We start from the raw sequence: 25,251 nt of genomic DNA, 5'->3' as shown, positions 1-25,251 counted from the left end.
CCATCGACACAGATCACTCAGGGTAGCCCTATGTCCATTCACTCACCTTCTGGAGCCACCCGCCGCCTGCGGCTCGCCCGGCAAGGCGGCGCGGTGGCGATTCTTGTCGGCCTGTCGATGGTGGTGCTCGTCGGTTTCGCCGGCCTGGCTCTCGATACGGGCAGGCTTTACATCGCCAAGACCGAGCTGCAGAACAGCGCGGATGCCTGCGCGCTGGCGGCGGCGCAGGCGCTTACCGGGGTCAATGCGGATCAACTCGAGAAAGGCGAGCTTGCGGGCATCGCGACCGGCACGAGAAACGCCGTGCTGATGCAAGGGGAAGCAGTGGAGGTCAATCCGGACGAGACCATTACGTTTAGCACGACCCTCAATGGCGCTTATCAGACCAAGGCGGCCATCGGAGCGGGCGGGGCGCTTGCCATGAAATTCGCACGCTGCGAAGTGGTCCGGGAAGCGATTCCGAACTTTTTCATGCGGATTGCGAGTCTGTTGCCGGGGCCGGGAGGAGCCGCCAATCAAACCGTCCGCGCCTCGGCCATTGCCGGGCTCCGACCCTCGCAAACGAATTGCGCCATCCCGGTCGCGCTCTGCCATACCGCCGCGCCGGCAACAACGCCGCGAGGCACCTGGCTGGAAGGCGCGATCGGACCCGGCGGAGGCGGCGCAGGAAACGTCAATATGACGGGAAATTTCAAATGGGTCGATTTCACTCCGCCGGGAGGCGGCGCCAGCGAACTGCGCGACGTATTGAACGGCCCCGGCGTCTGCAATCTCCCGGCGGTCGGCGCCCAGGTAGGGCAACCGGGCAACGTTTCGTCGACGGCGCAGGCCTGGAATGCCCGCTTCGGCATCTACCAGGGCAGTGTCCGTGAGGCGGATGCGGTGCCCGATTTCACCGGTTATGGCTATACCGAGGTGAACTGGCCATCGCAATTCGGGGCGTTTAACAACTTCCAGACGCAGCGGAATACCAATACGGCCTACCAGGGCGATGCCGCTACCGGCTTGAGCACGAACGGCACGGTTTCCAACTCCACTTACCTGGGCACCAATGGCGCCGACCGCAGGTTGGGCATCGTGCCCATAGTCGATTGCGCAGGGTTCACCAGCGGATCGACCGCGCCGGTAACGGATTGGGCGTGCATCCTGATGCTGCATCCGATCAACAACAGTAGCGGCGGCGGTGGTGGTGGAAGTCCAACCGGCCGGACCCGGATGTTCCTCGAATACCTGGGGCGGGCGAACGAAGCCGCGCCGCCGAGCCCCTGCACCACCCTCGGCCTGCCGGGCGCACCGGGCAGTGCGGGTCCGCTGGTTCCGACCCTGGTGCGATGAATAACCTTACCTGCACAGGAGCATTCGGGATGCGAAAGCTTTCTGCCGCCAAGCTGGCCGCGATGCGCGGAGCCGCCGCCGTGGAGCTCGCCATATTGCTGCCGTTCGTCATGCTGCCGCTGGCTTTCGGCGCGGTCGAATACGGGCGTGCCTATTTCTACTACAACACCCTGGCCAAGGCGGTGCGCGACGGGGCGCGCCTGCTGTCACAGAACAGTCCGGACGACGTAACGTATGCCAACAAAATGGTAGAAGCCCGATGCCTGGTGGTCCACGGCAATCCCGGCTGCACCGGACCGACGCTGGCACCCGGCCTCACGACGGCGGATGTGGTCATCTGCGACCGCCTGCACCTCGACGATTGCACCGGCGAATTTGAAGTCACGGCCCCGGTGATGGGAACCGTGCGCCTGGTTGAAGTGAAAATCCTCAACTATCAGTTCAACTATCTCGGCCTGCCGACCTATATCCCCCTCGGAAAGTTCGCGACGTCAGTGATTTTCGGCGAGGAACTTCCCAATCCCGGCATCCGGGCCGTCATGAGGCAGATCGTATGAATACCGCGCGTGTTCAGCCCCAGTTGCAATCCCGGCGGCGGCAACGCGGGGCGACGGCCGTCGAGTTCGCCATCGTAGCGTCCATTACCCTGCTGCTGCTGATCGGCATCGCCGAGCTCGGCAGGGTGTTGTTCTATATGAACTCGGCAGTGCAAGCGACCCGACTGGGAGCGCGCATTGCCGTGGTCTGCAATCTGAACGCGCCCCAAATAAGGGCCCAAATGAATCGATGGCTCCACCTGCTCGAAGACGATGACATCGTCGTCACCTATAACCCGGCGGGCTGTGGGCAAGCCAGCTGCGAATCCGTCACGGTAAGCATTTCTCCGAATCTGAATGTGAACACCTTGATCCCCGACTTCGGCTCCCTGCGCACACCTTTTGTGGTGCAGATGCCGCCGTTCACCACGACGTTGCCGCGCGAGAGTATGGATAGCACCGGCAACGAGGCGCTATGCGGTTGATGCGACAGATTATCTGCCCGGGCTCATTCGTCCGGGCAGCGGAAAGTTGAATGGAACTCAGCGATCCGGCAATGGCATGCAGGGCTCGCATAGTTTTTATAGGAATCAAGATCAAATGAAAACGCTCGTAATTTCCAACGATGACAACCTGCAAAAAGAGATTGCTGCATTGAGTGCGGCGCGGACGCCAGCCGTCACGGTGATTGCGGTGGGAGGCGGGCTGCTCGACGCCACCCAGCGCATCGCCGCGGAGGCCCCGCAGTTAGTGATACTCGATACGTCCAAGGCCGACATCCTCGGGCGCGGCCTCCTGGAGACTTTCAGCGCGCAATATCCGCAGATTGCGGTCATGCTTCTCACCCAGGACCAGTCGCCCGAGATCCTGCTGCGCGCCATGCGCGCCGGTGTGCGCGAGCTGCTGCTCTTGCCCCTGGAGCCGCAGGCCTTCGGCGAGGCACTCGACCGCATCGCGCAGAAAAACGCGTCCTCCATTAAGAACGGCAAGATCATCTCCTTCATTTCCTGCAAGGGCGGCAGCGGCGCCACCTTCATTGCTACCAATTTCGGGCATGCGCTGGCGTCACTGGCGAAAAAGAAAGTCCTGCTGATCGACCTGAACCAGCATTTCGGCGATGCCGCCTTGTATATGTCAGATAAAAAACCGACCATGACGCTGTCCGATATCTGCGTGCAGATCGACCGCATCGATCCCGCGTTTCTGGATTCGAGCCTGGTGGAAGTGCTGCCCAATTTCGGCATTCTGGCCGCCTCGGAGGATCCTACCCGGACGGTCGATATCAAGCCCGAACACATCGACACCATCCTACTGCTTGCCCGCAGCCATTACGACTTCGTCATTCTCGACGTGGGGCGGCAGATCGACGGGATCACAATACGCGCGCTCGACCATTCCGACGCAATCTACCCAGTCCTGCAACTGGCCATGCCCCACATCCGGGACGGCCGGCGGCTGCTGGATATTTTCCATTCGCTTGGTTATCCGCGCGACAAGACGCATCTGATCGTTAATCGCTACGAAAAAACCGGGAAGCTGCATCTCTCCGACCTGGAACGTGCGCTCGGCGGCGGCGCGGTCCATACGATTCCGAACGGCTACGACGCGGTGAACGAATCGATCAACCAAGGTGTACCGCTGCTGCAGCTGGCGCGCGGCAGCGCGGTCGCGAAAAGCCTGATCGGATTTGCCGATCGCATGACCGGGACGCGCACCACGGAGGATAAAAGCATTCTCGCCCGTCTTTTCAGCCGCAGCCTGCAAGCGCGCGCTTGACACGGCTGAATGGATCGCTATGCAAATCACGCGGATCAACGCGACACCGGTCAACAGGAGAATATCGTGAGTCTGAGAGAGCGGCTTTCCGTCATGGAGGGCAGAAACAAACTGAATGGCCAACTCAATGGTCATGAAGCTCCCCTGGTCAACAACGCGTACCAGGCCCTCAAGAAGGAGGTGCATCAGGTCATCCTGGACCGGATCGACCTCGAACGTCTGCAACGGTTGACCGCGGAGCAATTCAAGACCGAGCTATCCGCGCTGGTCGAGCGCATCATCGATGAAGAGAGCATCGTCATCAATCAGAGCGAGCGTGGCCGGCTGGTGCTCGACATCCAGCATGAAATGCTGGGTTTCGGTCCGCTCGAACCGCTGCTTGCCGATCCGACCGTGTCCGACATCCTGGTCAATACCGCCAGCCAGGTCTACGTAGAACGCCGGGGCAAGCTCGAGCTGACCAGCATTACATTTCATGACAATACGCACCTGATGAAGATCATCGAGAAGATCGTCTCGCGCGTGGGCCGACGCGTCGATGAATCGAGCCCGATGGTGGATGCCCGGCTACCGGACGGTTCGCGCGTGAACGCAATCATCCCTCCGCTGGCGGTGGACGGACCGATTCTTTCGATCCGCCGCTTCGCGGTCAACCCGCTGTCCATCAACGACCTTTTGCAGCTCAAGACCACGACACCGCCCATGGTGCAGTTGATGCAGTCGCTGGCCAAGGCAAAAATGAATATCCTGATTTCCGGCGGCACGGGCAGCGGCAAGACGACCCTGCTGAACGTGCTTTCGGGCTTCATCCCCGCGGACGAACGGATCGTGACGATCGAGGATGCGGCGGAACTACAGCTGCGCCAGCCGCATGTGGTGCGTCTGGAGACTCGACCGCCGAATATCGAAGGCAAGGGCGAGATAACGCAGCGCTCGCTGGTACGCAATGCGCTGCGCATGCGGCCGGACCGCATCATCCTGGGCGAGGTGAGGGGAGCCGAAGCACTCGACATGCTGCAGGCAATGAACACCGGCCATGAGGGATCGTTCGCCACGATCCACGCCAATACGCCGCGCGATGCCCTGGCCCGATTGGAGAACATGGTCGGTATGGCGGGTGTCAATCTGACGCCGCGCGCCACGCGCCAGCAGATCGCATCCGCAGTGACCGTCATCGTGCAGGTCAGCCGGCTCACTGACGGCACGCGCAAGATCGTGAGCATCCAAGAAGTGACGGGAATGGAAGGCGACATGATCACGATGCATGAAGTGTTCACCTTCAAGCGGGTCGGCGTGAACCTGGACGGCAAGGTGACCGGGCATTTCTGCGCGACCGGCATACGCCCGCGCTTTGCCGACCGCCTGAAGGCCTTTGGCGTTCCGGTGCCGGATTCGCTATTCGATCCGACCAAGCAATACGAGTGAACACAGGTAAGTGGCGCCGTTTCCCGCAAGGATCTGGAATGACGAAGGGACATTGAAGTGGATATAATTTTCTATGCATTTGCCGGCTTGATATTCGCCGCAGTTATCTTCCTGGTGGAAGGCGTGTTCATGTGGTGGACAGCCACGCGCGGCGATGCCGCCAAGCGCATCGAACGCCGACTCCAGCTGCTATCGGCGGGCACGCACCGCGATAGCGAAGACCTGTCGATTCTGAAGCAGCGCTTCCTTAGCCAGTCCCCGGCGATGGATAGGTTGCTCTGGCGAGTGCCGCGCATCCATGCGCTGGACCGCATGCTGCAGCAATCCGGCCTGGGCTGGACCGTGTCACGGTTTCTTGTCTATTCAACGATTACGTTTGCGACCGGCACGATACTCGGCATGGTATTACACGCCCCGTTCCTCGTGGCCATACTTGCCGGCAGCTGCTTTTCCACGATTCCAGCGATGGTGGTCACGCGCGCGCGCGCCAAGAGACTGACTAAGTTCGAGGAACAGCTGCCGGAAGCGGCCGACCTGATCAGCAGGGCACTGCGCGCAGGGAGCGCGTTTCCCGCCACGCTGCAAATGGTGCGTGATGAGATGCCCGAGCCCATCAGCGGTGAATTCCGGATTGCATTCGATGAAATCAACTATGGCGTGCCGATGACTGACGCCTTGATGAATCTCGCCACCAGGATTCCATTGACCGATCTGCGCTACTTTGTCATCGCAGTGCTGATCCAGAGAGAATCGGGAGGCAATCTTGCCGAGATCCTGGGCAATATCAGCCAGATCATCCGGGCTAGGCTGAAGCTGTTCGGCCAGATCAGGGTGCTATCGGCCGAAGGAAGGCTGTCGGCATGGATCCTCGGCATCTTGCCTTTCGCGGTGGCGGGCGCCATCGTTGTGATCAACCCAAAATTCATCACGGTATTGTGGAGCGACCCCGCTGGCGTGAAGCTGATGTGGATCGCCGCAGGAATGATGCTGGCCGGTTTTATCTGGATGCGCAAGATCATCCGTATCCACGTCTGAACCATCGAGGGCAGCGCTTACTCGAACCAGGGAGAATTGCGGTGGACATTCAACAACTCATCTTTCTTATGATCGTGTTCGGCGTGGTGTTTGGCATCGCGTTCCTGGGGCTGTTCATGTTCTCGCCAAGCAGGACTCGACAACGGCTCGACACCGTGGCAGCACACTCACCGGGCGCCGTGCCGGAGCCTGGCACCGGATGGATCGAGCGCGTTGCCAAAGTCGCTAAACCGTTCGCGAAACTGTCAGTCCCGGAAGACGGCTGGGAGAAATCGCCGTTACGCACGCGCTTCATGAACGCGGGGTGGCGCAATCCGTCCGCCCCGGGCATCTATTTCGCCACGAAAACGGTGCTTGCCATTCTGCTGCCGCTGCTGCTCACGCTGATCGCGGGACATACCATCGGGACCGCGAGCAAGAATATCTTCCTGATCTTGCTGCTTATGTGCGCCGCGATCGGTTACTACCTTCCGAACAAGATTCTCGGGATGGCGGTGGAAAAACGCCAGCGCGAAATATTCGAGAACTTTCCGGATGCGCTCGACCTGCTCTGCGTATGTGTCGAAGCGGGCCTCAGCCTGGACAGCGCGCTGGCCAAGGTGGCCGACGAAATGCGGGTGAAGAGCGAGGTGCTCGCCGAAGAATTGCAGTTGGTGCTGATAGAAATGCGCGCCGGCTTTTCGAAGGAAAAGGCGCTGCGCAATCTCGCGCTGCGGACCGGCGTGGGCGATATCGACACGCTGGTCGCGATGCTGATCCAGTCGGAGAGGTTCGGTACCAGCATGGGCGAATCGTTACGCGTGCATTCAGACACCTTGCGCACCAAGCGCCGCCTGCGGGCCGAGGAAGCTGCCGCGAAAATTGCCCTCAAGCTGTTGTTCCCGCTGATTTTCTTCATCTTTCCGACTCTGCTGCTGGTGCTACTGGGACCGGCGTTTATACAGATCCATCGCATCCTGCTGCCCGGCATGGGTGGCGGCAATTGATCGATGCAGTGGAAAATTTTACCGAGTTCGTTAAGGAGATTACGATGCGAGCCACTCTGAAAATTATCGCCGGTGCCTGCGCCGCCGGCGCATTGTGCGGCTGCGCATCGAACCAGTCGCCAACCGCGCTGAAGATAGTGCCGACCATGCAGGTGAAACATTCCTACGAAACAGCCGATGCTCATTACAGGCTCGGGCGCTATTTTCATGGCGCGCAACGATGGGAGGAAGCGCGGAAATCATATCAGCAGGTGCTGGTCCTTGAACCGGGCCACGTCAAAGCGCGCAATGCACTGGCTGTCCTGTACGCGGAACACGGCGACTATGAGAAAGCGATTCCGCTCCTGCGCGAGCAGATCCAAGCCACTCCGGACGCCGGCCACCTGTTCAGCAACTTAGGCCATACCTATTACCTGAATGGCGAATTTGAGTTGGCGCGAATTTCACTGGAAAAGGCCATCGCGCTCGATCCGAAAAATTCACGCGCCTGGCATAACCTCGGGAATGTGCTGGAAAAGCTCGGCGGCACCGAACGGGCCCGCACCGCGTTCGCGCAAGCCAAGGTGGCCGCACTCGGAATGCCGCCGCTGCCAGCGGAACAGCTTGCCGCTGCGCAGGCGGGCGATCATTCGCGGCGGCATGCGGCGGCTGGAAGCGGTCAGGCAGTAATTGCATCAACCGTCGTCAAGCCTGTTTCTGCGAACAATCCTCCGCACAACGCTGCGCCGGAGGAGAAATTCAGGAGCGAGATCAAACTGATCGGGCCCGGTGTATACGAGGTTCGCCGCGTCGGCTCGACGGCAACGGTCGCGGCTACCCTGTCGGTCACTTCCACTGCTAGTCAGCATCCGGGAACCAGGGCGATGCCGCAGCCGGAAGCACGTTCCGTCGGCGCCGCGGCGTCCCCAAAAGGCGCAATCCGGCCACCGTCTCCAGCACTGGTGCCGCGCCGGCCGGGTCAAGTCGATGCAAAGTCGAGCCTGGTTCCGGTCCTGATGGAAGTCAGCAATGGAAACGGCATCCGTGGCATGGCCAGATCAATCGAACAGATCGTCGGCAGCAGGGATCTGCAAGTCGTGAAGCTGACCAATCAGCAGCGCTTCGATGTGAAGGCGACACGGATCGAATACAAGGATGGATATGAGCAGGCGGCTCGGACGCTGGCAGACAGGCTGGGACAGGACGTTCCGATCGTCCGCAGCACGACCGCTTTTGGATCGCACTTGCGGCTCATACTCGGACGGGACATGCCCGACGCCAGCGCCGTCCGTGCCCATTACCGCAAGCATCTCGACATGGCCGGGCGAGGTGCGCTGAACGAGGGATAGGCACTACTGTAGTGGCAAAGCGACGTTCGGCTAAAGAAAGCACTAATAGCTTTCAGTGGCGCGAGTGATCTCAACATCAATGGAGGAAGCATGAACGTAGCGTTTGCAGAAATACTGCGGTCCAGACCGATGAACCTGTTTGTCCAGATGTTTCTTGCCGTAATCTGGGGATCGTTCGCCTATGTGCATTTCAAGACCTTCATGAAGACGCATGAGCCGGCGCTTCTTGTGATTTGCATTGCCGAGGCTTTTGCAGTGGCGTTCTTCATTTCCCGAAGCAGCCCGAAGAGCATTTCAATGGTCCCCTTCGATTGGGTGGTGGCGGTCGCCGGAACGGTTGCTCCGCTTTTTCTTCGTCCTGCCTCGTGGGGAGTCCTTCCTGTCGCATCCAACCTCATCATCATCGGCGCGTTGATCCAGTTGATGGGGTTGATATCACTGAATCGCAGTTTTGCAATTGTTGCCGCAAAACGTGAAATCAAGACAAAAGGCATGTATCGCTATGTGCGGCATCCGCTTTATGCAAGTTATGTCTTGACATTCGGGGCTTACCTCCTGACCCATTCCACGCTCTGGAACCTGCTTGTCTACACCGTAGTGGTGGCATGCATCGCGATCCGCATATCTCGTGAAGAAAATCACTTGGCTCAGGATCCTTTATATCGGGAATACATGGAACAGGTGCGCTACCGGGTTGTTCCGTTTGTGTATTGAGTCCCGACTTGATGCTCCCGGCTTTATACGAACAGTGCCTGCGTATCGATGATTGTGAAGGAGTATCAAAAAAATGATGGCTGTTCTCATGTCGAAAGTGAAAACTTACGCCGGCGATAGCCTACTGCCGGTTTTCCTCTACGCATGCACGATCTTCCTGAGCGCCTTCTTGCTGTTTCAGTTACAGCCCATCATCGGAAAAATGATCCTCCCCTGGTTTGGCGGGTCTGCGGCCGTTTGGAGCACCTGCCTACTGTTCTTCCAGGTGCTGCTTCTGTTTGGCTATCTTTATGCCCATTGGATCACTCGGACGTTCGCTCCCAAGACGCAAGCATGGATCCATATCTTGCTTCTTGCTGCAAGTCTCCTGACGCTTCCGATTACGCCTGACATAGCTTGGAAGCCGGCCGGCGAAAAAGATCCGACTCTCCTGATCATCGGCCTGATGGCGGCGACGGTCGGCTTGCCCTATTTCCTGCTTTCCGCGACCGGCCCGCTGGTACAAGCTTGGTTCGCCCGAGAACGGGCGGGAACGGTGCCGTATCGCCTTTTTGCACTGTCCAATTTCGGCTCAATGCTCGGGCTGTTGAGTTTTCCAGTCCTATTCGAGCCGTGGTTCGGCGTGCCTCTGCTTTCGGCCGGATGGTCCACCGGCTATATCGGATTTGCTTTGATCTGCGGCATGCTGGCATGGCGTGGCAGACGTGCAGGCATGGCTGCCGGCGTCGGAGAGAAAGCAGACGTGGATAAGCGACCGGATGTGACCACGCTAGCGCTCTGGATCATCCTGGCGGCATGCCCGACAATTCTGCTGATGTCGGTGACCAGCCACCTGGCCCAGAATGTGGCACCCACGCCCTTCCTCTGGGTATTGCCCCTCGGCCTGTATCTCCTGAGCTTCATCATGTGCTTTGAAGGCAGGGCATGGTATCGGCGTGCATGGTACTTGCCGGTGTTCCTGCTCGGACTTGGCGCCATTAATCTCGACCAGGCGATGCACTGGACCAGCACGGAAATCATCGGCGCAATTGTGCTTTACTGCGGCGTCCTATTCATCTCCTGCATGGTATGCCATGGCGAACTGGCGAAACGGAAGCCGCATGCCAGGTACCTGACGTATTTTTATCTAATGATTGCAATTGGCGGCGCCGTGGGCGGCACGTTCGTTGCTTTGGTCGCGCCACGCCTATTCAATGGGAATTACGAGCTCCCGCTGGGCAGCCTGGCAACCATTACCGTTTTTTTCACAGTGATCTACAGCGAGCCAGCCGATCCGCGCAGCTGGTTCAACAGAAAGGCCTGGCTGAGGCTCGCGGCCTTCGCCGTCGTTATCGTATCGCTCACCGTAGCATTCGGCATGGCCAGATTCGTTGGCAAGCAGAAGGTGATGGCACGCAACTTCTATGGAACACTAAGGATCGTCGATAGCGGCAAGGATGCCGGCTTGCAGAGAAAGATGGTCCACGGCTCAATCACTCATGGCTCGCAATACCTAAATCCCGAGCGGCGCAAATGGCCGACGACTTACTATGGCGAGAACGGCGGAGCCGGGATGGCAATCGTGGCAACCAGAAATGGTGGCCCTCAGCGCGTAGGTATCGTTGGGTTAGGCGCAGGTACCCTCGCGGCTTATGGTCGGGCGGCGGACACTTACCGTTTCTACGAGATCAATCCTTTGGTGATCGAACTCGCCAGGTCGGAATTCACTTTCCTATCGGATTCCGCTGCAGCGATCGACATGGTGCTGGGCGACGCGCGCCTGTCGATGGAAAGGGAACCGGTACAGAACTTCGATGTACTTGCAGTTGACGCCTTCTCGGGTGATTCGGTCCCGGTGCATTTGCTCACACGCGAAGCATTCGATATTTACTTTCGGAATATCAGGCCCGGAGGAGTGTTGGCGGTGCATATCTCGAACAACAATCTGGATCTCGCTCCAGTGGTGAAGGCGGCCGCCGATTCGTTCGGCAAGCAGGCGAGGATCGTGGATACGTCTTTCGACGCCGTTAAGGGGCTGAATAATTCAACGTGGGTTTTGATCGGAGACCGGGCCGATATCTTCAACGCCAGCGAATTCAAGGGAAATGCCAGGGAGATCAACCTGAAGCGATCGACGCGTCCCTGGACCGATGACTACAGCAGTATGTACACAATTTTGAAGTAAGCGCTCTTCATAAAAAATCAGTCACGTTAAAGGAAAAGGGGGAAGATCCATGTTGAATTTCAGACTCGTAAAAACCTGCGCTCTATTCGGCGTTCTTGGCATTAGCGCATGCGGCGGCGGCGGAGAAGATCGATCCAGTATATTGCAGTCGGCGTGCAATGCGGGAAATGCGAGCGCCTGCGAGCGCGGCCCAACAGCGCCGACCGCCACACCGGTGGCTACGACACCGACCGTGTCTTCGACGCCGCCGACTTCAGCCCCATCGCCGCTACCTAATGATACGCAGGACACGCCGCCGATTTCGATCCAGTTCGGTACTGGCAATACGGTGACCCCTTATTCTTCGACACTGTATAAGAAGGACTATTCGATTCTCATCTCGGATGCTGCCGGTAATCCGGTGTCGGGCGCAACCGTCACGGTGAATATCTCACCGGTGAACTACCGCAAGGGGAGCTACAGGTGGCAATCGAATCTGGAGCGGTTAGGAACAGGAAGCCCCACCGAAGGTTCTTGGGTGTTCAGTACTCCGGTATTCACGTGTCCAAATGAAGACGCAAACCGCAACGGGGTGCGCGAAGCGGCTGAAGACGTCAACGGTAATGGCGTGCTGGACCCGGGGGTGCCTATCATCGTCAATGTAAGTGGGACGACAGACGCCGCTGGCATTGCCAATATCTCGCTAATATATCCGAAGGACAGGGCGAACTGGACCGATGTCGGATTAACCGTACGAGGCGCCGTCTCGGGAACCGAGTCCATGTCCAGGAACGTCTTTACCTTACCCGCGCTTGCCGACGATTTCACGAAGCTTATGATCTCCCCGCCAGGGCAGCCAAGCCCGTATGGAACCCGCGAGTGCACCAGCGCCTTTTAGCATTGCTGTTACCAGTAACTCTGTAATCCATCAGAGCGATTCTCCGTCGGGTTCCTTCCCCCTACGCCGGGCGCCCCTGCAAGGGGGAAGGAACTTTAAGGCCTTGCCAACTTGTGGGTAATTGTCAGGGCTCTGCTGGAGGATATTTACTAGCCTATGCAGTGATGGCAAGGTCTTCTGTTCGACGATGCAAGCGAAGCTGGATGCGGCAATGTCGTCTATACGTTACACACAGGAAGAACGGGCGGCGCATGCCTCGTATCTTATCAACAGTTCAATTCTGTATTTTCTGTATTTATTCGCAGAATTGAGCGGAGCACGGCCATTGTCCTGTTTAATCGAACGAGGCTTGTAGATGATTCCCGGTAGTCGGCCTCGCCGACGGTGCGGAAGCTTGCGAATCAATTTGATGCTTTACCGCGTACACATAGAGTTCCAGTCGACTGCTTACTCCAAGCTTCCGGTAGATCGAAGTCAGGTGGTTGCGCAAGGTATGTTCGGAGATGAACAAGCGTTCGGCGATGGCCTTGTTGGGTGCGCCGCTATGCTCCACGAGCATCCGGACGATGTTGTTTTCGCGGGAAGTCAGCAGCGCTATGCGCTCATCGTCGGCACTGCGGGATTTGTTTTCGGAGGGATTCATCAGTTCTCCTAATACTCTCCCGAGCATCTCTTGTTCAACCCAGATTTGACCCTGATGAACCTTCTCGATCGCCCTGAGAACCTGTTCGGCGGGGGCGTCTTTCGAGAGTACGCCGCGAGCGCCTCTTAACACTGCCTTATCGAGTTGGGACCGGTCTCGTGTACCGGTCAAGACAAGAATTCTTCCTTCAAAGCGTGTCTGCAGTTCCTGAATGATATCGACCGCGTCTTCTCCTCCCAGGTCCAGGTCCAGCAGAATGATATCCGGCGAGAATCTACTGGCGCCGTCGAGCGCTTCGCGGCAGGTTTTTGCGGTTCCCACGACGGTCATGTTACTCGGAGCGCCTTCAATCAATTTCTGAAGCCCCCACACCATGGTTCCATGGTCGTCTACAAGCATGACGCGGATGGGAAGTTCATGTAAACGCAATTTCATTCTCCTTAGACAGGGATCTCAATCTCTACGACGGTATATCCATTGACGTTGCTTTGCACCCGCACCTGGCCGCCAAGGGCCGCAGCCCGGGCAGACATCGACTTAGGCGTGAACACGGTCGGATGCTGTTCGTCGGATTCATTTCCGATGCTGATTCTTAACCAGCCGTCCGCACAGTAAAGCATCACTGATCCGTGTTGCGCAGTGGTATGCCGGCAAATATTGTTCAGGCCCTCGTTGACAAGCTGTAGCGCTTCTGCCGCAAGCCGGTCGTTGATATTGATGTTTCCCTCGCTACTGACATCAATCTCAATTCCATACAGGCCTTTGATATAGGCGGTCTGTTTATGCAAACTCGCGAGAAACGCGCTGCCGGACTCGGCGGAGGTGACCTGAACTAACTTCCCATATCGACGAAGCTCGCTGACAACATGGGTGGTCGTCTCAAGCAGTTTTTCGATGTCATGCATAAGCGGATTGCCGTTGCTTGCCTTGTTGCGCAACGCGCTGATCGAAAGCCTCAAACCGATATATGGCTGAATGGCGGTATCGTGAAGATCCATGGCGATCTTGCGCCGTTCCTGCGACGCGGCTTCAGTGGCCATGCGGTCGACCAGCCCGATGTTTTCAATGACGGGAAAGGCCTGTGCGACGATATGGCCGAGGAACAGAGCGTCGGGCCTGCCGCATCGCCGGTCGTGCGCGGTCACGTAGAGTCGGCCACTATTTCGCATGAGAACCACCGGTGCGCTGATGTAGCAGGATGCTTCCAGTATTTCGGCCACGTTGCGGGCGGTATACGCTTCGATAGGAATCCATTTCTGCGATTCTCCGTCGAGATAGTGTGCTTTGGCGGAAAAGAATCTCAGCGGCCAACTTGAGGAAATATAGGTCGTGATACAAGCTTCCGGTAACGCCAATAAGGGAGCTGCTGCTGTGACGCTGATTTTGTCGGACGCAACGGCCCCACTTGTACCGGCTCTCCCATAGATGCGTATCGAGCAAGCACCGGTATCCACGTCGCGCAGGACAAGGATGCATTCTCTTGCGCCGTAGAAGTCTTTTATCTTTCCAAGTACCGAATTGATTGTCTGGTCAATCCCGAAGCGCGGGTTGGAAAGGCGACTGACTTCGCGCAGCAGTTGCAGACGGCGCGTCAAGGCGGCTTTGGAATCACCCCAATAGGCGCTCATATAGCCGATGGCAAGGAGGAAGGCGGATCGCATCAGTACGCGCGGGAGATCGCTCACCGATTCGGAAAACAAGCCACACGTTATCAGGATGCCGGCAGAGACAAGCGTTGCGCTTGCGCCTTCTTCAAATCCCCAGCGAAACGAAGTGGTTAATATGGCGAAGAAGAAGCATAGGAAAAACGGGCTTAGCGACCCGCCGGTCACGATAATGATGAGTGCAAACCACCAGATGTCCAGCCAATGAACGGTTTTTTCCTGGGACTGCAGCACTTTCCTCTCTGTACCGACAACGATGGCGATGGCATACAGAACATAGCCGAAGAAAACGATCGTGGAGAGGCGGTGGATGAGACCGTCATCCGAAAGATCGATAATTCCGGTAAGCAGCATCGAGACAGCCAGCACCAGCCGCATTCGCGCGATCATATGCGCTTCTTCTGCATCAAGAGTGGTTGCGGCGATGATCTTCGGTCGAGTATTCATGTGGAAGTGAGACGGTCGCTTGTGCTCTTATACCGGATGAAACCTGTAGCTCGTTCCCTTGTTGTCCGGTATCGAATTCACCCGAAAGCAGTTACCACTGCCACGATCGGTTAATCAGCGATGCCGCGCATTACGCCTTCGAGTCTTTAATAATGTATCAATTGGTAACTGTCAGTCTTAGACTATCGATACATCACGGCAGGGTGAATAGTGCAAATGGGCTATTCATTTGCCCTGAGTCAATTCAGCTGTTGATTTGCTACAAGTAGAAGTGAAATGTTTCACCGACGGACCATAAGCCAAGGTCTGCCGTTGCAATCTGCGTTCTTAATGGAAACGGAAGTTGCCGAAGGAAATTGCCGGGGGAGATGAATTTCAACGCCCTACATTTTTGCAATGATCTTTGCCAATTCGATCTTGCTGTGTATGTCGAGCTTTTGGTAGACCTGCGCCAGCTGATTCCTCACCGTATGCGGAGAGACTCCCAGCTGACTTGCGATTTGGCCGTAGGAGATTCCGTTGGCAAAAAGGTAGGCGACTTTCTTTTCTTTCGGTGCCAATGTGTTGAAAACGGACGTGCGCCTGGCTTCGCAAACGAGATAGCCCGATTTTTCAAAGACACGCAGTTCAATTCGTGTTCCCCGGAACCGCCCAACGGTACGCAACTCGTTCAGTACGCAGGCAGGCACTGAATAGCCGTCGAAATCGCCCCATTCTTCCTTCAGCATGCTGGTCAGGAGCGCGTCGGCAGCCTCGAGTGTGCCGTTTTGATTGAGCATTCCCATGGCGCGCTTGCGACGAGCCGGATCATTGCTATTCATCGTCTGGCCGAGATTAAAGGAGACCGCGCGCGCGATGTGAATCCAGAACTCCTGGAGAAGAATGCCCTCGGAAGAGTTGAAGTCTTCCCCGCTTCGTCGGTAGAGAATAATCCACTGCGGTTCTGGCCCCTCGCTACGTAAATCTCCGAACGCCAATAAACTCTGTGCTCCGAAATCCTGGCCTGTATGCTGGGCCACCTTACCCAGAATTTGCTCTATTAGTTTTTGATTGCTGCATACCAGAGGCCCGAGCGCCGTTTCCCCAGACATGCGGCCTGAAATCTTTGATAGACCGGGAAAAAAAACCTCTGGAAGTAGGGCAGTCGGTATGCTGGAAGACGCGTGTTGCGTTACGGACTCGCAGTCGATACGAACGACGATGGAACCAATTTTGAAGATTGCACCATCGTAGCTGACGAGCTTGCGAATGAGGCGAAGAATTTCGGTGCGAAATGGATGAGGTGCGACCTGGTCACTCAGACCGTAAAGTGTATCGACGGATTGCGAGAACGTTTCCAGCATGGCGAGTTGCCTTCAATCGGTATGATCGCGATGAGATGCAGGGTATTTAGGGTGTGTTGACAAATAAATCGCCCTCGTCTCAGCGTGAGATCGGCGCGTTGCGTTGTTGCCTGCCGCTTGCAGTGCTCGCACTGCGGCGCGTCAGGCGCCTAGCAGCGCATCCCATCTCACACTGATCCAAGAGCAATTTATATGTCAACACATCCTAGTCCGAACCTTTCGATAATAATCTGCCAATGGTAAAAGTAGAGCGTTGGCAACTGAAAAATGCTTGACCTATGACAACAAGTGCTCTGAAACAAGAGGCCGGCGATGGACGATGCCATCGTGCTGGGGGCGGCCGCACACAAGCATTGCAATTTAGATAATTGCATGGCAAAGATGTGATTCAAGTGAAGCGGTCTGCTTTGTCAAAGCCGCGCTCAAATATCCGCATTGAAGGCGCTTGAGTTGCGTCTCCGATGTCTTGCGTTTTTCCGTCACCGCACGGGGCCCATGTGGTATCTGCGCTTTCACTGTGGCCCACTCGATGCTGTTTCCGGTGGGAGCGTGCATCTGACGCTCCAAATTTGATGTCTTCTGAACGAATTCGACACTTGAACGGCAGTGCACGGTTGTTCGTCTTCCACGTCCACACCTGACGGTATTGCGCGTGCACCGGGCGTATCAGAAAAAAGCCTCAATCTCCGTCCAAGTAAAAACAGTATCGGCCACATTTTTTAACGCGCCGAGGCCAATGCGTCCAAGTGAACCACTAGTCTTTTCGGACGATGTTCCGTCGTTCATTCTAGACAAACATGTGATCAACGGCAGATAGATCAATCATTGCCGGGCAATGCAATTGCAGATCATATGGAGAGCGGATGATGCGACAGGGAACGTCGGACAATGTTGAGACGGCTGAAGGTTTGATTGAACGGGCACGTGCACTCGCGCCTATCCTTGCCCAGCGGGCTCCGCAGGCCGAGCGGGATGCGAAGATTCCCGACGAAACCATCGCCGATTTTCAGAAGGCTGGCTTTTTCCGTGTGCTGCAGCCGAAACGGTATGGAGGATACGAGATGGATCCCGATGTCTTCTACGGGATTCAGATGGCTCTTGCGGAAGGCTGCATGTCGAGCGCTTGGGTGTACGGCGTGGTGGCGGTGCATAACTGGCAAATTGCGTTGTTCGACGAGCGGGCGCAGGAAGAGGTCTGGGGCAGGGACAGCACGGTATTGACCTCATCCACCTATATGCCGGTCGGCAAGGTGACGGAAGTGGATGGAGGATTTCGCCTCTCCGGCCACTGGGGATTTTCCAGTGGCAGCGAACATTGCGACTGGGTGCTGCTCGGCGCGCTGGTGCGTCCGAAAGATAGCGATGGCGCGCCTGAATACCGTACTTTCCTGTTGCCGCGCGCCGACTACAGAATTGTCCGCAACTGGGATGTGATGGGGCTGCGCGGGACCGGCAGTCACGACATCGTGGTGGAGGATGCATTCGTTCCTGAGTACCGCACGCACAAGGCCATAGACGGCTTCGCCTGCGACAGCCCGGGCAATCGCGTCAATACCGCGCCGCTATACCGGCTCCCGTTCGCCCAGATTTTCGTGCGGGCGGTATCGACCGGTTCCATCGGTGCATTGCAAGGCGCGATCAATCTGTTCCTGCAAAGCGCGCCCGCGCGTGTCAGCAGCAACACCGGCCAAAAAACCACTGAAGACACAGGCGCACAACTCGCGTGCGCCGATGCGCAGGCGGCGGTCGATGAAATGAAAGCGGTATTGCAGCGCAATTTCAGCGTCATGATGAAGGCGGCGGATGAAGGACAGCCATTGCCGGTCAAGACACGGGTGCAGTATCGATATCACTCCGCCGCCGTGGCCGAGCGTTCGGCCGCGCATGTCAGCCGCCTGCTGCGCTATTGCGGCGGCCGCGGCATTTACCTGAGCAATCCGCTGACACGCGTCTTTCTCGACGTGCATGCGGCGCGCTCGCATGTCGCCAACAACGTCGATCCGTTCGCGCGCAACTATGGCGGCATGCTGCTGGGACGCGACAACGCCGACTTCTTCGTCTGAACGCTATATCCGCGCATTACGCGGCATCAATGCCGTCGCAACCGCATCATCAACTTTCCGGAGGAACTCGGCATGAGCGCCCATGAGACCCAAAACGACTTGCGTAACGCCATGCTGCAGGCGATGCGACGCCTCGCGAAATCGGTGAGCGTGATCACCTGTATTCACAACGGACAGCGCTACGCGATGTCGGCCAGCGCGGTGGATTCGCTGTCGGCGGATCCGCCATCGCTGCTGATCTGCATTAACCGCTCGTCATCGATCCATCCGCCGTTGTTTCAAGGCGCGGATTTCTGCGTCAATATCCTGGCGTCGAATCAGCAGGACATCGCGCTTGCCTGCGCCGGCCGCCTGAAAGGGGAAGAACGTTTTACCGCAGGAAGCTGGAACGCGAATGCGAACGGCGTGCCTTATCTGGCTGATGCGCAAGCCAGCGTGATCTGCCGCCAGGATGGCCGCTTTGAATATGGCACGCATAGCGTGTTCATCGGCCGCATCGAGGAAATTTTTGTCGGCAATACCGTGTCGCCGCTGGTGTATGTGGACGGCGTCTACACAACCTCGGCACCGTTGCCGCCCGAACTGGCTTGCGCGTGAACACCTGCAAACGCTTGCGATGAGTAACCTTCACCAGAACAGCGCCGTCACGACTATCGATATGCCGCTCGTGGTTGACGACACGGATGGCGTGGCCTGGGATGCGCATTGCGACGTCCTGGTCCTCGGATTCGGTGCTGCGGGTGCTTGCGCGGCGCTGGAAGCCGATAACGGCGGCGCACAGGTCATGCTGTGCGATCGCTTCGAAGGCGGCGGCGCTAGTGCCAAAAGCGGCGGCGTCGTGTATGCCGGCGGCGGCACTGCGCAGCAGCGCCTTGCCGGTATCGCAGATACGCCGCAAGCCATGCATGACTACTTGCGTCAGGAAACTGGAGAGGTGGTGAGCGAATCGACGCTGCAGTCGTTCTGCCGGAACAGCGCGTCAATGATCGAATGGCTGTCGCACCTGGGTGTCCAGTTCGATGCCACGATACCGCCCGTCAAAACCTCCTATCCGGCCGATGGCTACTATCTGTATTACTCCGGCAACGAAGCGGTGCGGGATTACGCCCGCATTGCGCCGCCCGCGCCGCGCGGTCATCGTGCAAAGGGAAAAGGCATGTCCGGCGCCGTGCTGTTTGCGGTGTTGCGCCGAGCAGTGTCGCAGGCCGGTGTCGGTGTTCGCCTGCAATGCGCGGCACGCCGGCTGGTAATGGATAGCGAAGGCAATGTGCTGGGCGCGGAAGTGCGGCAAATGCAGGGCATGGCAGCCATGCTGCACCGCCGCCTTGCCCATCTGGCAGAGGGCATGCATAACGTCGCGCCGGCACTGGCCGACGCGCTACGCCGCGGCTTGACTCTGCTTGAAACGCGATATGCGCGAAGCGTTTGGGTAAGAGCCCGGCAACGGGTGGTGCTGGCGACTGGCGGCTTCGTCTTTAACCGTGCGATGCTCGCTCACTATGCGCCGCGTTATCTGCGGGCATGGCGTCTGGGAACCACCGGTTGCGACGGCAGCGGAATCCGGCTTGGCCAGTCCGCTGGCGGCGTATGCATGCAGATGGATAACGTCTCGGCCTGGCGCTTCATCAATCCGCCACTGCCCTGGACCAGTGGCATGGTGGTGGATGCGCAGGGCCGTCGCATCTGCAACGAAGAAGTGTACGGTGCGCGCCTCGGCCATGTGATGTGCGAGCAGGCAGACGGACGCGCATGGCTGATCCTCGACAGCCGTTTGCGGCGTGAAGCATTGCGGCAATGCCTGAAGGGCGGACTATGGCTGTTTCAGAGCGGTCCTGCATTGATGCTGATGCTTGCCGGCGCTGTCAAGGCGCCCGATGCCGCTGCGCTGGCGGCCAAACTCGGTATGCCGCCCCAACAATTGAGCGCAACGCTGGCTGTCTACAACGCAGCGGCAAGAGGTGAATGCGCGGATGCGTTTGGCAAGTCCGCACCGATGCTGGTTGAGTTGCAAGACGGGCCTTTGTACGCGATCAATATCTCGATGGATAGCAAAATTTTTCCATGTCCGGTCATCACGCTGGGCGGTTTGCGCGTCGATGAAAGCAGCGGCATGGTGCTGCGCGCTGATGGCTCACCGATTCGCGGTTTGCATGCGGCAGGTCGCACCGCACTTGGCATCGCTTCCAATCATTACGTCAGCGGTCTGTCGCTGGCCGACTGTATCTGGTCCGGACGGCGCGCCGGCCGTACCGGCACCGTAGCTTAATCATTAATTAATTATCAGGAGGGGAAGATGGGTAGAGTCAACGGAAAAGTGGTACTGGTTACCGGCGCCGCCAGTGGCGTGGGCAAGGAAAACGCATTGCTGCTGGCGCGGGAAGGCGCGCAGGTGATGCTGACCGATGTCAATGAAGAAGGCGTGCAAGCGGTCGCCAAGGAAATCGGCGCAAGCGCCGTGGCGATGCGGCACGATATTGCAAGCGAATCCGACTGGAAGAAAGTCGTATCGACGACGCTGGAAAAATTCGGCAAGCTCGACGTGCTGGTCAACAATGCCGCCATTCTCGCCATGGCAAGCATCGAGGACACGTCACTGGAATTGTGGCAAAAGATCCAGAAGATCAATGCGGACGGTTATTTCCTTGGCTGTAAATTCGCGGTCGACGCCATGAAGCAGAATGGCGGTTCCATCATCAACATGTCGTCGCTGGCCGCCATCGCCGGCATGGCACATTTCTGCGCCTACAGCGCGTCGAAAGGCTCGGTCACCGCGCTGACACGCAGCGTGGCCGCGCATTGCAAACAGCGCGGCTACAAGATCCGCTGCAATTCGATCCACCCGGACGGTATTCTGACCCCGATGGTGATGAACCTGATGGCGAACGTCGATCCGGCAGCCGCTGTCGAAGTGCAAGGCGATCCGATGGCACGCATGTGCATGCCGCAGGACATTTCCAACCTGGTGCTCTTCCTCGCATCCGACGAATCGCGTTTCATTAACGGCGCAGAACTGCGCATTGACAATGGACAGTCTTCGATCGATGTCTGAGCTAGCCGAAGCAGCCGCGCCGGCCGTATTGAATGACGGCTATCACACGCTGAAGATCGCGGAAGTGATCGAAGAAACCAGCGATGCAAAGTCGCTGGTGTTCGACATTCCCGCATCGCTGACGCAGCGGTTCCAGTACCGGCCCGGCCAGTTCTTGACCTTGCGCATCCCGCATCAGCGGGGTGCGCTGGCGCGTTGCTATTCCCTGTCGAGCGCGCCCGGTATCGACACCAGGTTGCGCGTGACCGTCAAGCGGGTCGCCGACGGCCGTGCGTCCAACTGGATCTGCGATCAGCTGCGCGCGGGCAGTACGGTCGAAGCGTTGCCGCCGGCAGGCGTCTTCGTCCCACGCAACCTGGACGATGATTTTTTGCTATTCGCGGGCGGCAGCGGCATCACGCCGGTGCTGTCGATCGCCAAGTCTGCATTAAGGAATGGCGACGGACGCGTGACGCTGATCTATGCGAATCGCGATGAAAAATCCGTGATTTTTCGCGAGGTGTTGCGCGAACTGGGCGCTGCTTACCCGCAGCGGCTGACCGTGCTGCACTGGCTGGATTCGGTGCAAGGGATACCGAGCAGTACACAATTGCAGGCACTGGCCGCGCCATGGCGTGCCGCGCAATGCTTCATCTGCGGACCGGCCAGTTTCATGGACGGCGCACGCGCAGCCTTGATGGCGCTCGACGTGCCGCGCGAGCGGATGCATATCGAGCGCTTTGTCTCGCTCGACCACGATCCAGGCACGCAGCCTGTGGCATCGCCCGCAGCGCAAGAAGGGACAGCTGCCGAGCTGGAGGTGATGCTGGACGGGACCGCGCATGCATTGCAATGCAAAGCGGGCGAAACGCTGCTCGACAGCATGCTGCGCTCAGGCCTCGCAGCACCGAACTCCTGTCGCAGCGGTTCCTGCGGCGCCTGCATGTGCAAGGTCGAGAAAGGCGAAGTGTCGCTGCGCGCGAACGCGGTACTCGACAGTGACGACCTGGCGGAAGGCTGGACGCTCGCCTGCCAGGGAACGGCAGCAAGCACCGAGATTCGCATACGATTTCCGGATTAATACGATGTCACTTTCTTCCTTATCATTCCAGGATACGACACCCTGTCTGTTGTCCACGGCCGTCGCGCGCTGGCCCGATGCCTGTGCGATTGATGACGGCCCGACGCGCCTGACCTACGCCGGGCTGGACGAACTGCGCTGGCGTGCGACGCGCGCCTTGATCGCGCTTGGCATCCGGCCCGGCGACCGGGTTGGCATCTGGGCGCCCAATATATGGGAATGGATCGTCGCCGCGCTCGCCATCCATAGCGCCGGCGCGGTACTGGTACCGATCAACACGCGCATGCGCGGCTACGAAGCAGCCGACATCCTGGATGACAGCGGCGCACGGCTATTGTTTTGCATCGGGGATTTTCTCGGCAGTTATTATCCGGATCTGCTGGCGGCCCATAAGCCGGCCACGCTGGAACGGGTGATCGTGCTGCGCGCGCGCGAAGCCGGCGACGACGGCTGGGAGCGTTTTCTGGAACAGGGCGACCGGATTTTGCAACAGGAGGCGCAGACGCGCGCCGAAGCGGTACAGCCGGACGACCTGTCGGACCTGATGTTTACCTCCGGCACCACCGGCCGGCCGAAAGGCGTAATGACCGCGCATGGACAAAACCTGCGCGCGATCGCCAGCTGGGGCAATGCGGTCGGCTTGACGGCAGGGGAGCGCTACCTGATTGTCGGGCCATTTTTCCATGCATTCGGTTACAAGGCCGGCTGGCTGGCGGCGCTGATGCATGGCGTCACCATCGTGCCGCAGCAGGTGTTCGACGCGGAAGCGGTGCTTGCGCGTATCGCCGGTGAGCGCATCAATATCCTGCCGGGGCCGCCGACGCTGTATCACAGCATCCTCGCGCATCCGACGCTGGCCGAATTCGACCTGTCCAGCCTGCGCGCGGCAGTCACCGGTGCCGCCAGCATTCCGCCGGTACTGATCGAACGCATGCGGCGCGAGCTCGGATTCAAGACGGTGCTGACCGGTTATGGACTGACCGAGTCGTGCGGTTTTGCCACGTTGTGCGAGGCGAGCGACGATGCGGACACGATCGCCACTACTTGCGGGCGGGCGATGCCCGGCATCGAGGTGCGCTGCATAGATGGGGAAGGGCGCACGGCAGCACCCAATGTTCCGGGAGAAGTCGCGATCCGCGGCTATAACATCATGCGCGGCTATTTCAATGACGAAGCCGGCACCCGCGAGGCGGTCGACGCGGAAGGCTGGTTGCGGACAGGCGATGTCGGCACACTCGATGAACGCGGCTATCTGCGCATTACCGACCGGCTCAAGGACATGTATATCAGCGGCGGTTTCAATTGCTATCCGGCGGAGATCGAACGCTTGCTGTCCGCCCATCCCGCGATTGCACAGGTTGCGGTGGTGGGTATGCCGGATGAGCGGATGGGAGAAGTGGGCAAGGCCTATGTGGTGTTGCGCGGCGATGCTGCGCTGACCAGTGCCGAACTGGTGGCATGGGCGCGGCAGCGGATGGCGAATTACAAGGCGCCGTGTGCGGTGGAGTTTTTGCGGGAACTGCCGATGAATGCGGCGGGGAAGGTATTGAAGCATCAGTTGCGGCGGGCTGTGTAACCGGAATCTTTCCAACTTGACCTCCTGTCTCCCGCAAGCGGGAGAGGGGCTGGGGGTGAGGGCGCCAGCAAGAGCGCTTTCATACGAATGCCTTGATTTTCACGTCTTCTATTCCCTTCATAGGCAAACGTCGACTCACTTGGCAACCGCCCTCATCCCCGCCCCTTCTCCCGCTTGCGGGAGAAGGGAGTTGGTATATCTCTTCGGATCAAAAATGAGCGCAGCCTAAACGCCACACAATCCCTCCGGCTAGTCTTATCAGACGATGTCAGCCCCCCCTCCTTCCCACAGAATCAATCTCAGAGATCAACAAATTCCAGGAGAGCGGCATGATCGACATTCGCGGTTTGGGCTATATCGTCGTCGAAACGACCGATGCGTCCCAATGGCGTCATTACGGCGAGCAGGTGCTCGGCATGATGGCGGAAGACGGGCCGGAGGGCGCGCTGTATCTGAAGATGGACGAGCGTGCATACCGTTTTGCGGTATTGCCGGGCAAGCGGGACCGCTATTTCGCGTCCGGCTGGGAAGTGGCCGATGCGAGCGCGTTCGCGCAAGCCGTGCAATTGCTACAAAAGCATGAAGTGCAGCTTGGCAGCGCCGGCGATTGCGCGTTGCGCCGTGTACAGGAGATGTGCTGGGTCACCGATCCGTCCGGTAATCGCCATGAAATTTTCTGGGGCGCCAAGTCCGATTTCCGTCGTTTTGTATCGCCCATCGGCGTGCCCGAGTTTATTACCAGCGACATGGGGCTGGGCCATGTGGTGCTGCCGGCACCGGACTTTGATAGGACCTACGGTTTCCTTGCCGACGTACTCGGCTTCCGTCTGTCCGATATTTTCCGTGTGCGCTTCACGCCTGATCCAAATGAGCCGGAAAAGCGTATCCATTTCATGCATTGCAATAACAGCCGGCACCATAGCCTCGCGATCTTCGAGATGCCGGTTGAAAGCGGCTGCGTGCATGCGATGGTCGAAGTGCCGTCGATGGATGAAGTCGGCCGCGCGCTGGACCGTGTGCGCACGCATGGCGTGAAGATGTCGGCGACGCTTGGGCGCCACTGCAACGACCACATGACTTCGTTCTACATGAAGACGCCGGGCGGCTTTGACCTTGAGTACGGTCACGGCGGTTTGCAGGTCGACTGGGACAAGCACAGCGTGTACGAAGCGACCGCAGTCAGTCTGTGGGGACATGATTTCAGCATCGGTTATCAATAAGGCAGGCTTG

Annotated in this window: 21 protein-coding genes; 18 read left to right on the top strand and 3 right to left on the bottom strand. The window is 58.4% G+C overall.

The features are described from left to right. Nucleotides 1-30 precede the first annotated feature (30 nt). From D3871_RS29050 to D3871_RS29000, 11 genes are all read left to right on the top strand, one after another. On the top strand, nt 31-1,335 hold the full coding sequence (locus D3871_RS29050) for a pilus assembly protein TadG-related protein (RefSeq protein ID WP_119772620.1): 1,305 nt from the start codon (nt 31-33) through the stop codon (nt 1,333-1,335). A gap of 29 nt (nt 1,336-1,364) precedes the next feature. Beyond that, nucleotides 1,365-1,892 carry a TadE/TadG family type IV pilus assembly protein gene (locus D3871_RS29045; protein ID WP_158598117.1) on the top strand — a complete coding sequence of 176 codons (528 nt, stop codon included), beginning with the start codon at nt 1,365-1,367 and terminating at the stop codon, nt 1,890-1,892. Then, nucleotides 1,889-2,356, top strand: a complete 468-nt coding sequence (locus D3871_RS29040) for a TadE/TadG family type IV pilus assembly protein (protein ID WP_119772618.1) — start codon at nt 1,889-1,891, stop codon at nt 2,354-2,356. Before D3871_RS29045 ends, D3871_RS29040 begins: the two co-directional genes overlap by 4 nt. Before the next feature lie 76 nt (nt 2,357-2,432). Then, nucleotides 2,433-3,647, top strand: a complete 1,215-nt coding sequence (locus D3871_RS29035) for a CpaE/TadZ family protein (RefSeq protein WP_233575862.1) — start codon at nt 2,433-2,435, stop codon at nt 3,645-3,647. 66 nt (nt 3,648-3,713) lie between these two features. Then, nucleotides 3,714-5,072 (top strand): TadA family conjugal transfer-associated ATPase, encoded by a 1,359-nt coding sequence (locus D3871_RS29030; protein WP_420799687.1) that lies wholly within the window; start codon nt 3,714-3,716, stop codon nt 5,070-5,072. A gap of 57 nt (nt 5,073-5,129) precedes the next feature. Next, nucleotides 5,130-6,107 (top strand): type II secretion system F family protein, encoded by a 978-nt coding sequence (locus D3871_RS29025; protein WP_233575861.1) that lies wholly within the window; start codon nt 5,130-5,132, stop codon nt 6,105-6,107. A gap of 41 nt (nt 6,108-6,148) precedes the next feature. Then, entirely contained in the window at nt 6,149-7,093 is a 945-nt protein-coding gene (locus D3871_RS29020; RefSeq protein WP_199724955.1) for a type II secretion system F family protein, read from the top strand. A gap of 44 nt (nt 7,094-7,137) precedes the next feature. Further along, a complete protein-coding gene (locus D3871_RS29015; RefSeq protein WP_147376941.1) occupies nt 7,138-8,421 on the top strand; it encodes a LytR C-terminal domain-containing protein in 1,284 nt (427 codons plus the stop codon). Between the two features lie 129 nt (nt 8,422-8,550). Further along, nucleotides 8,551-9,135 carry a methyltransferase family protein gene (locus tag D3871_RS29010; RefSeq protein ID WP_199724954.1) on the top strand — a complete coding sequence of 195 codons (585 nt, stop codon included), beginning with the start codon at nt 8,551-8,553 and terminating at the stop codon, nt 9,133-9,135. Nucleotides 9,136-9,208: 73 nt separating this feature from the next. Then, nucleotides 9,209-11,299 carry a fused MFS/spermidine synthase gene (locus D3871_RS29005; protein ID WP_119772613.1) on the top strand — a complete coding sequence of 697 codons (2,091 nt, stop codon included), beginning with the start codon at nt 9,209-9,211 and terminating at the stop codon, nt 11,297-11,299. A 49-nt stretch (nt 11,300-11,348) separates the two neighbouring features. Next, the gene (locus D3871_RS29000; protein ID WP_147376940.1) at nt 11,349-12,176 is read left to right on the top strand and encodes a hypothetical protein; all 828 of its coding nucleotides are present in this window, start codon (nt 11,349-11,351) and stop codon (nt 12,174-12,176) included. A 334-nt stretch (nt 12,177-12,510) separates the two neighbouring features. Here D3871_RS29000 and D3871_RS28995 read toward each other — a convergent pair whose 3' ends face one another. The 3 genes from D3871_RS28995 to D3871_RS28985 all read right to left on the bottom strand — a co-directional run bounded on the left by D3871_RS28995 (nt 12,511) and on the right by D3871_RS28985 (nt 16,273). Further along, on the bottom strand, nt 12,511-13,254 hold the full coding sequence (locus tag D3871_RS28995) for a response regulator (protein WP_233575860.1): 744 nt from the start codon (nt 13,252-13,254) through the stop codon (nt 12,511-12,513). A 5-nt stretch (nt 13,255-13,259) separates the two neighbouring features. Next, nucleotides 13,260-14,873, bottom strand: coding sequence for a sensor histidine kinase (locus D3871_RS28990; RefSeq protein WP_158598116.1), 1,614 nt, complete (start codon nt 14,871-14,873; stop codon nt 13,260-13,262). A gap of 440 nt (nt 14,874-15,313) precedes the next feature. Further along, a complete protein-coding gene (locus D3871_RS28985; protein WP_119772607.1) occupies nt 15,314-16,273 on the bottom strand; it encodes a helix-turn-helix transcriptional regulator in 960 nt (319 codons plus the stop codon). A gap of 863 nt (nt 16,274-17,136) precedes the next feature. Between D3871_RS28985 and D3871_RS28980 the strand changes: the two genes are divergently transcribed. From D3871_RS28980 to D3871_RS28950, 7 genes are all read left to right on the top strand, one after another. Next, nucleotides 17,137-18,336 (top strand): flavin-dependent monooxygenase, encoded by a 1,200-nt coding sequence (locus D3871_RS28980; RefSeq protein WP_233575859.1) that lies wholly within the window; start codon nt 17,137-17,139, stop codon nt 18,334-18,336. A gap of 72 nt (nt 18,337-18,408) precedes the next feature. Beyond that, a complete protein-coding gene (locus D3871_RS28975) occupies nt 18,409-18,933 on the top strand; it encodes a flavin reductase family protein (protein WP_119772606.1) in 525 nt (174 codons plus the stop codon). 19 nt (nt 18,934-18,952) lie between these two features. Continuing rightward, a complete protein-coding gene (locus D3871_RS28970; protein ID WP_119772604.1) occupies nt 18,953-20,602 on the top strand; it encodes an FAD-binding protein in 1,650 nt (549 codons plus the stop codon). 27 nt (nt 20,603-20,629) lie between these two features. Beyond that, entirely contained in the window at nt 20,630-21,385 is a 756-nt protein-coding gene (locus D3871_RS28965; protein ID WP_119772603.1) for an SDR family oxidoreductase, read from the top strand. Next, complete coding sequence (locus tag D3871_RS28960) at nt 21,378-22,445, top strand: ferredoxin--NADP reductase (RefSeq protein WP_119772601.1); 1,068 nt, start codon at nt 21,378-21,380, stop codon at nt 22,443-22,445. Before D3871_RS28965 ends, D3871_RS28960 begins: the two co-directional genes overlap by 8 nt. A 4-nt stretch (nt 22,446-22,449) precedes the next feature. Then, complete coding sequence (locus D3871_RS28955) at nt 22,450-24,021, top strand: FadD3 family acyl-CoA ligase (RefSeq protein ID WP_119772600.1); 1,572 nt, start codon at nt 22,450-22,452, stop codon at nt 24,019-24,021. A gap of 329 nt (nt 24,022-24,350) precedes the next feature. Next, entirely contained in the window at nt 24,351-25,241 is an 891-nt protein-coding gene (locus D3871_RS28950) for a VOC family protein (protein WP_119772598.1), read from the top strand. Nucleotides 25,242-25,251: the final 10 nt, after the last annotated feature.

Origin of the sequence: Noviherbaspirillum saxi, from assembly GCF_003591035.1 — a bacterium.
Taxonomy (GTDB): domain Bacteria; phylum Pseudomonadota; class Gammaproteobacteria; order Burkholderiales; family Burkholderiaceae_D; genus Noviherbaspirillum; species Noviherbaspirillum saxi.
Note: the sequence above shows the minus strand (reverse complement) of the source record. Positions and strands in the feature narration are given on the sequence as shown.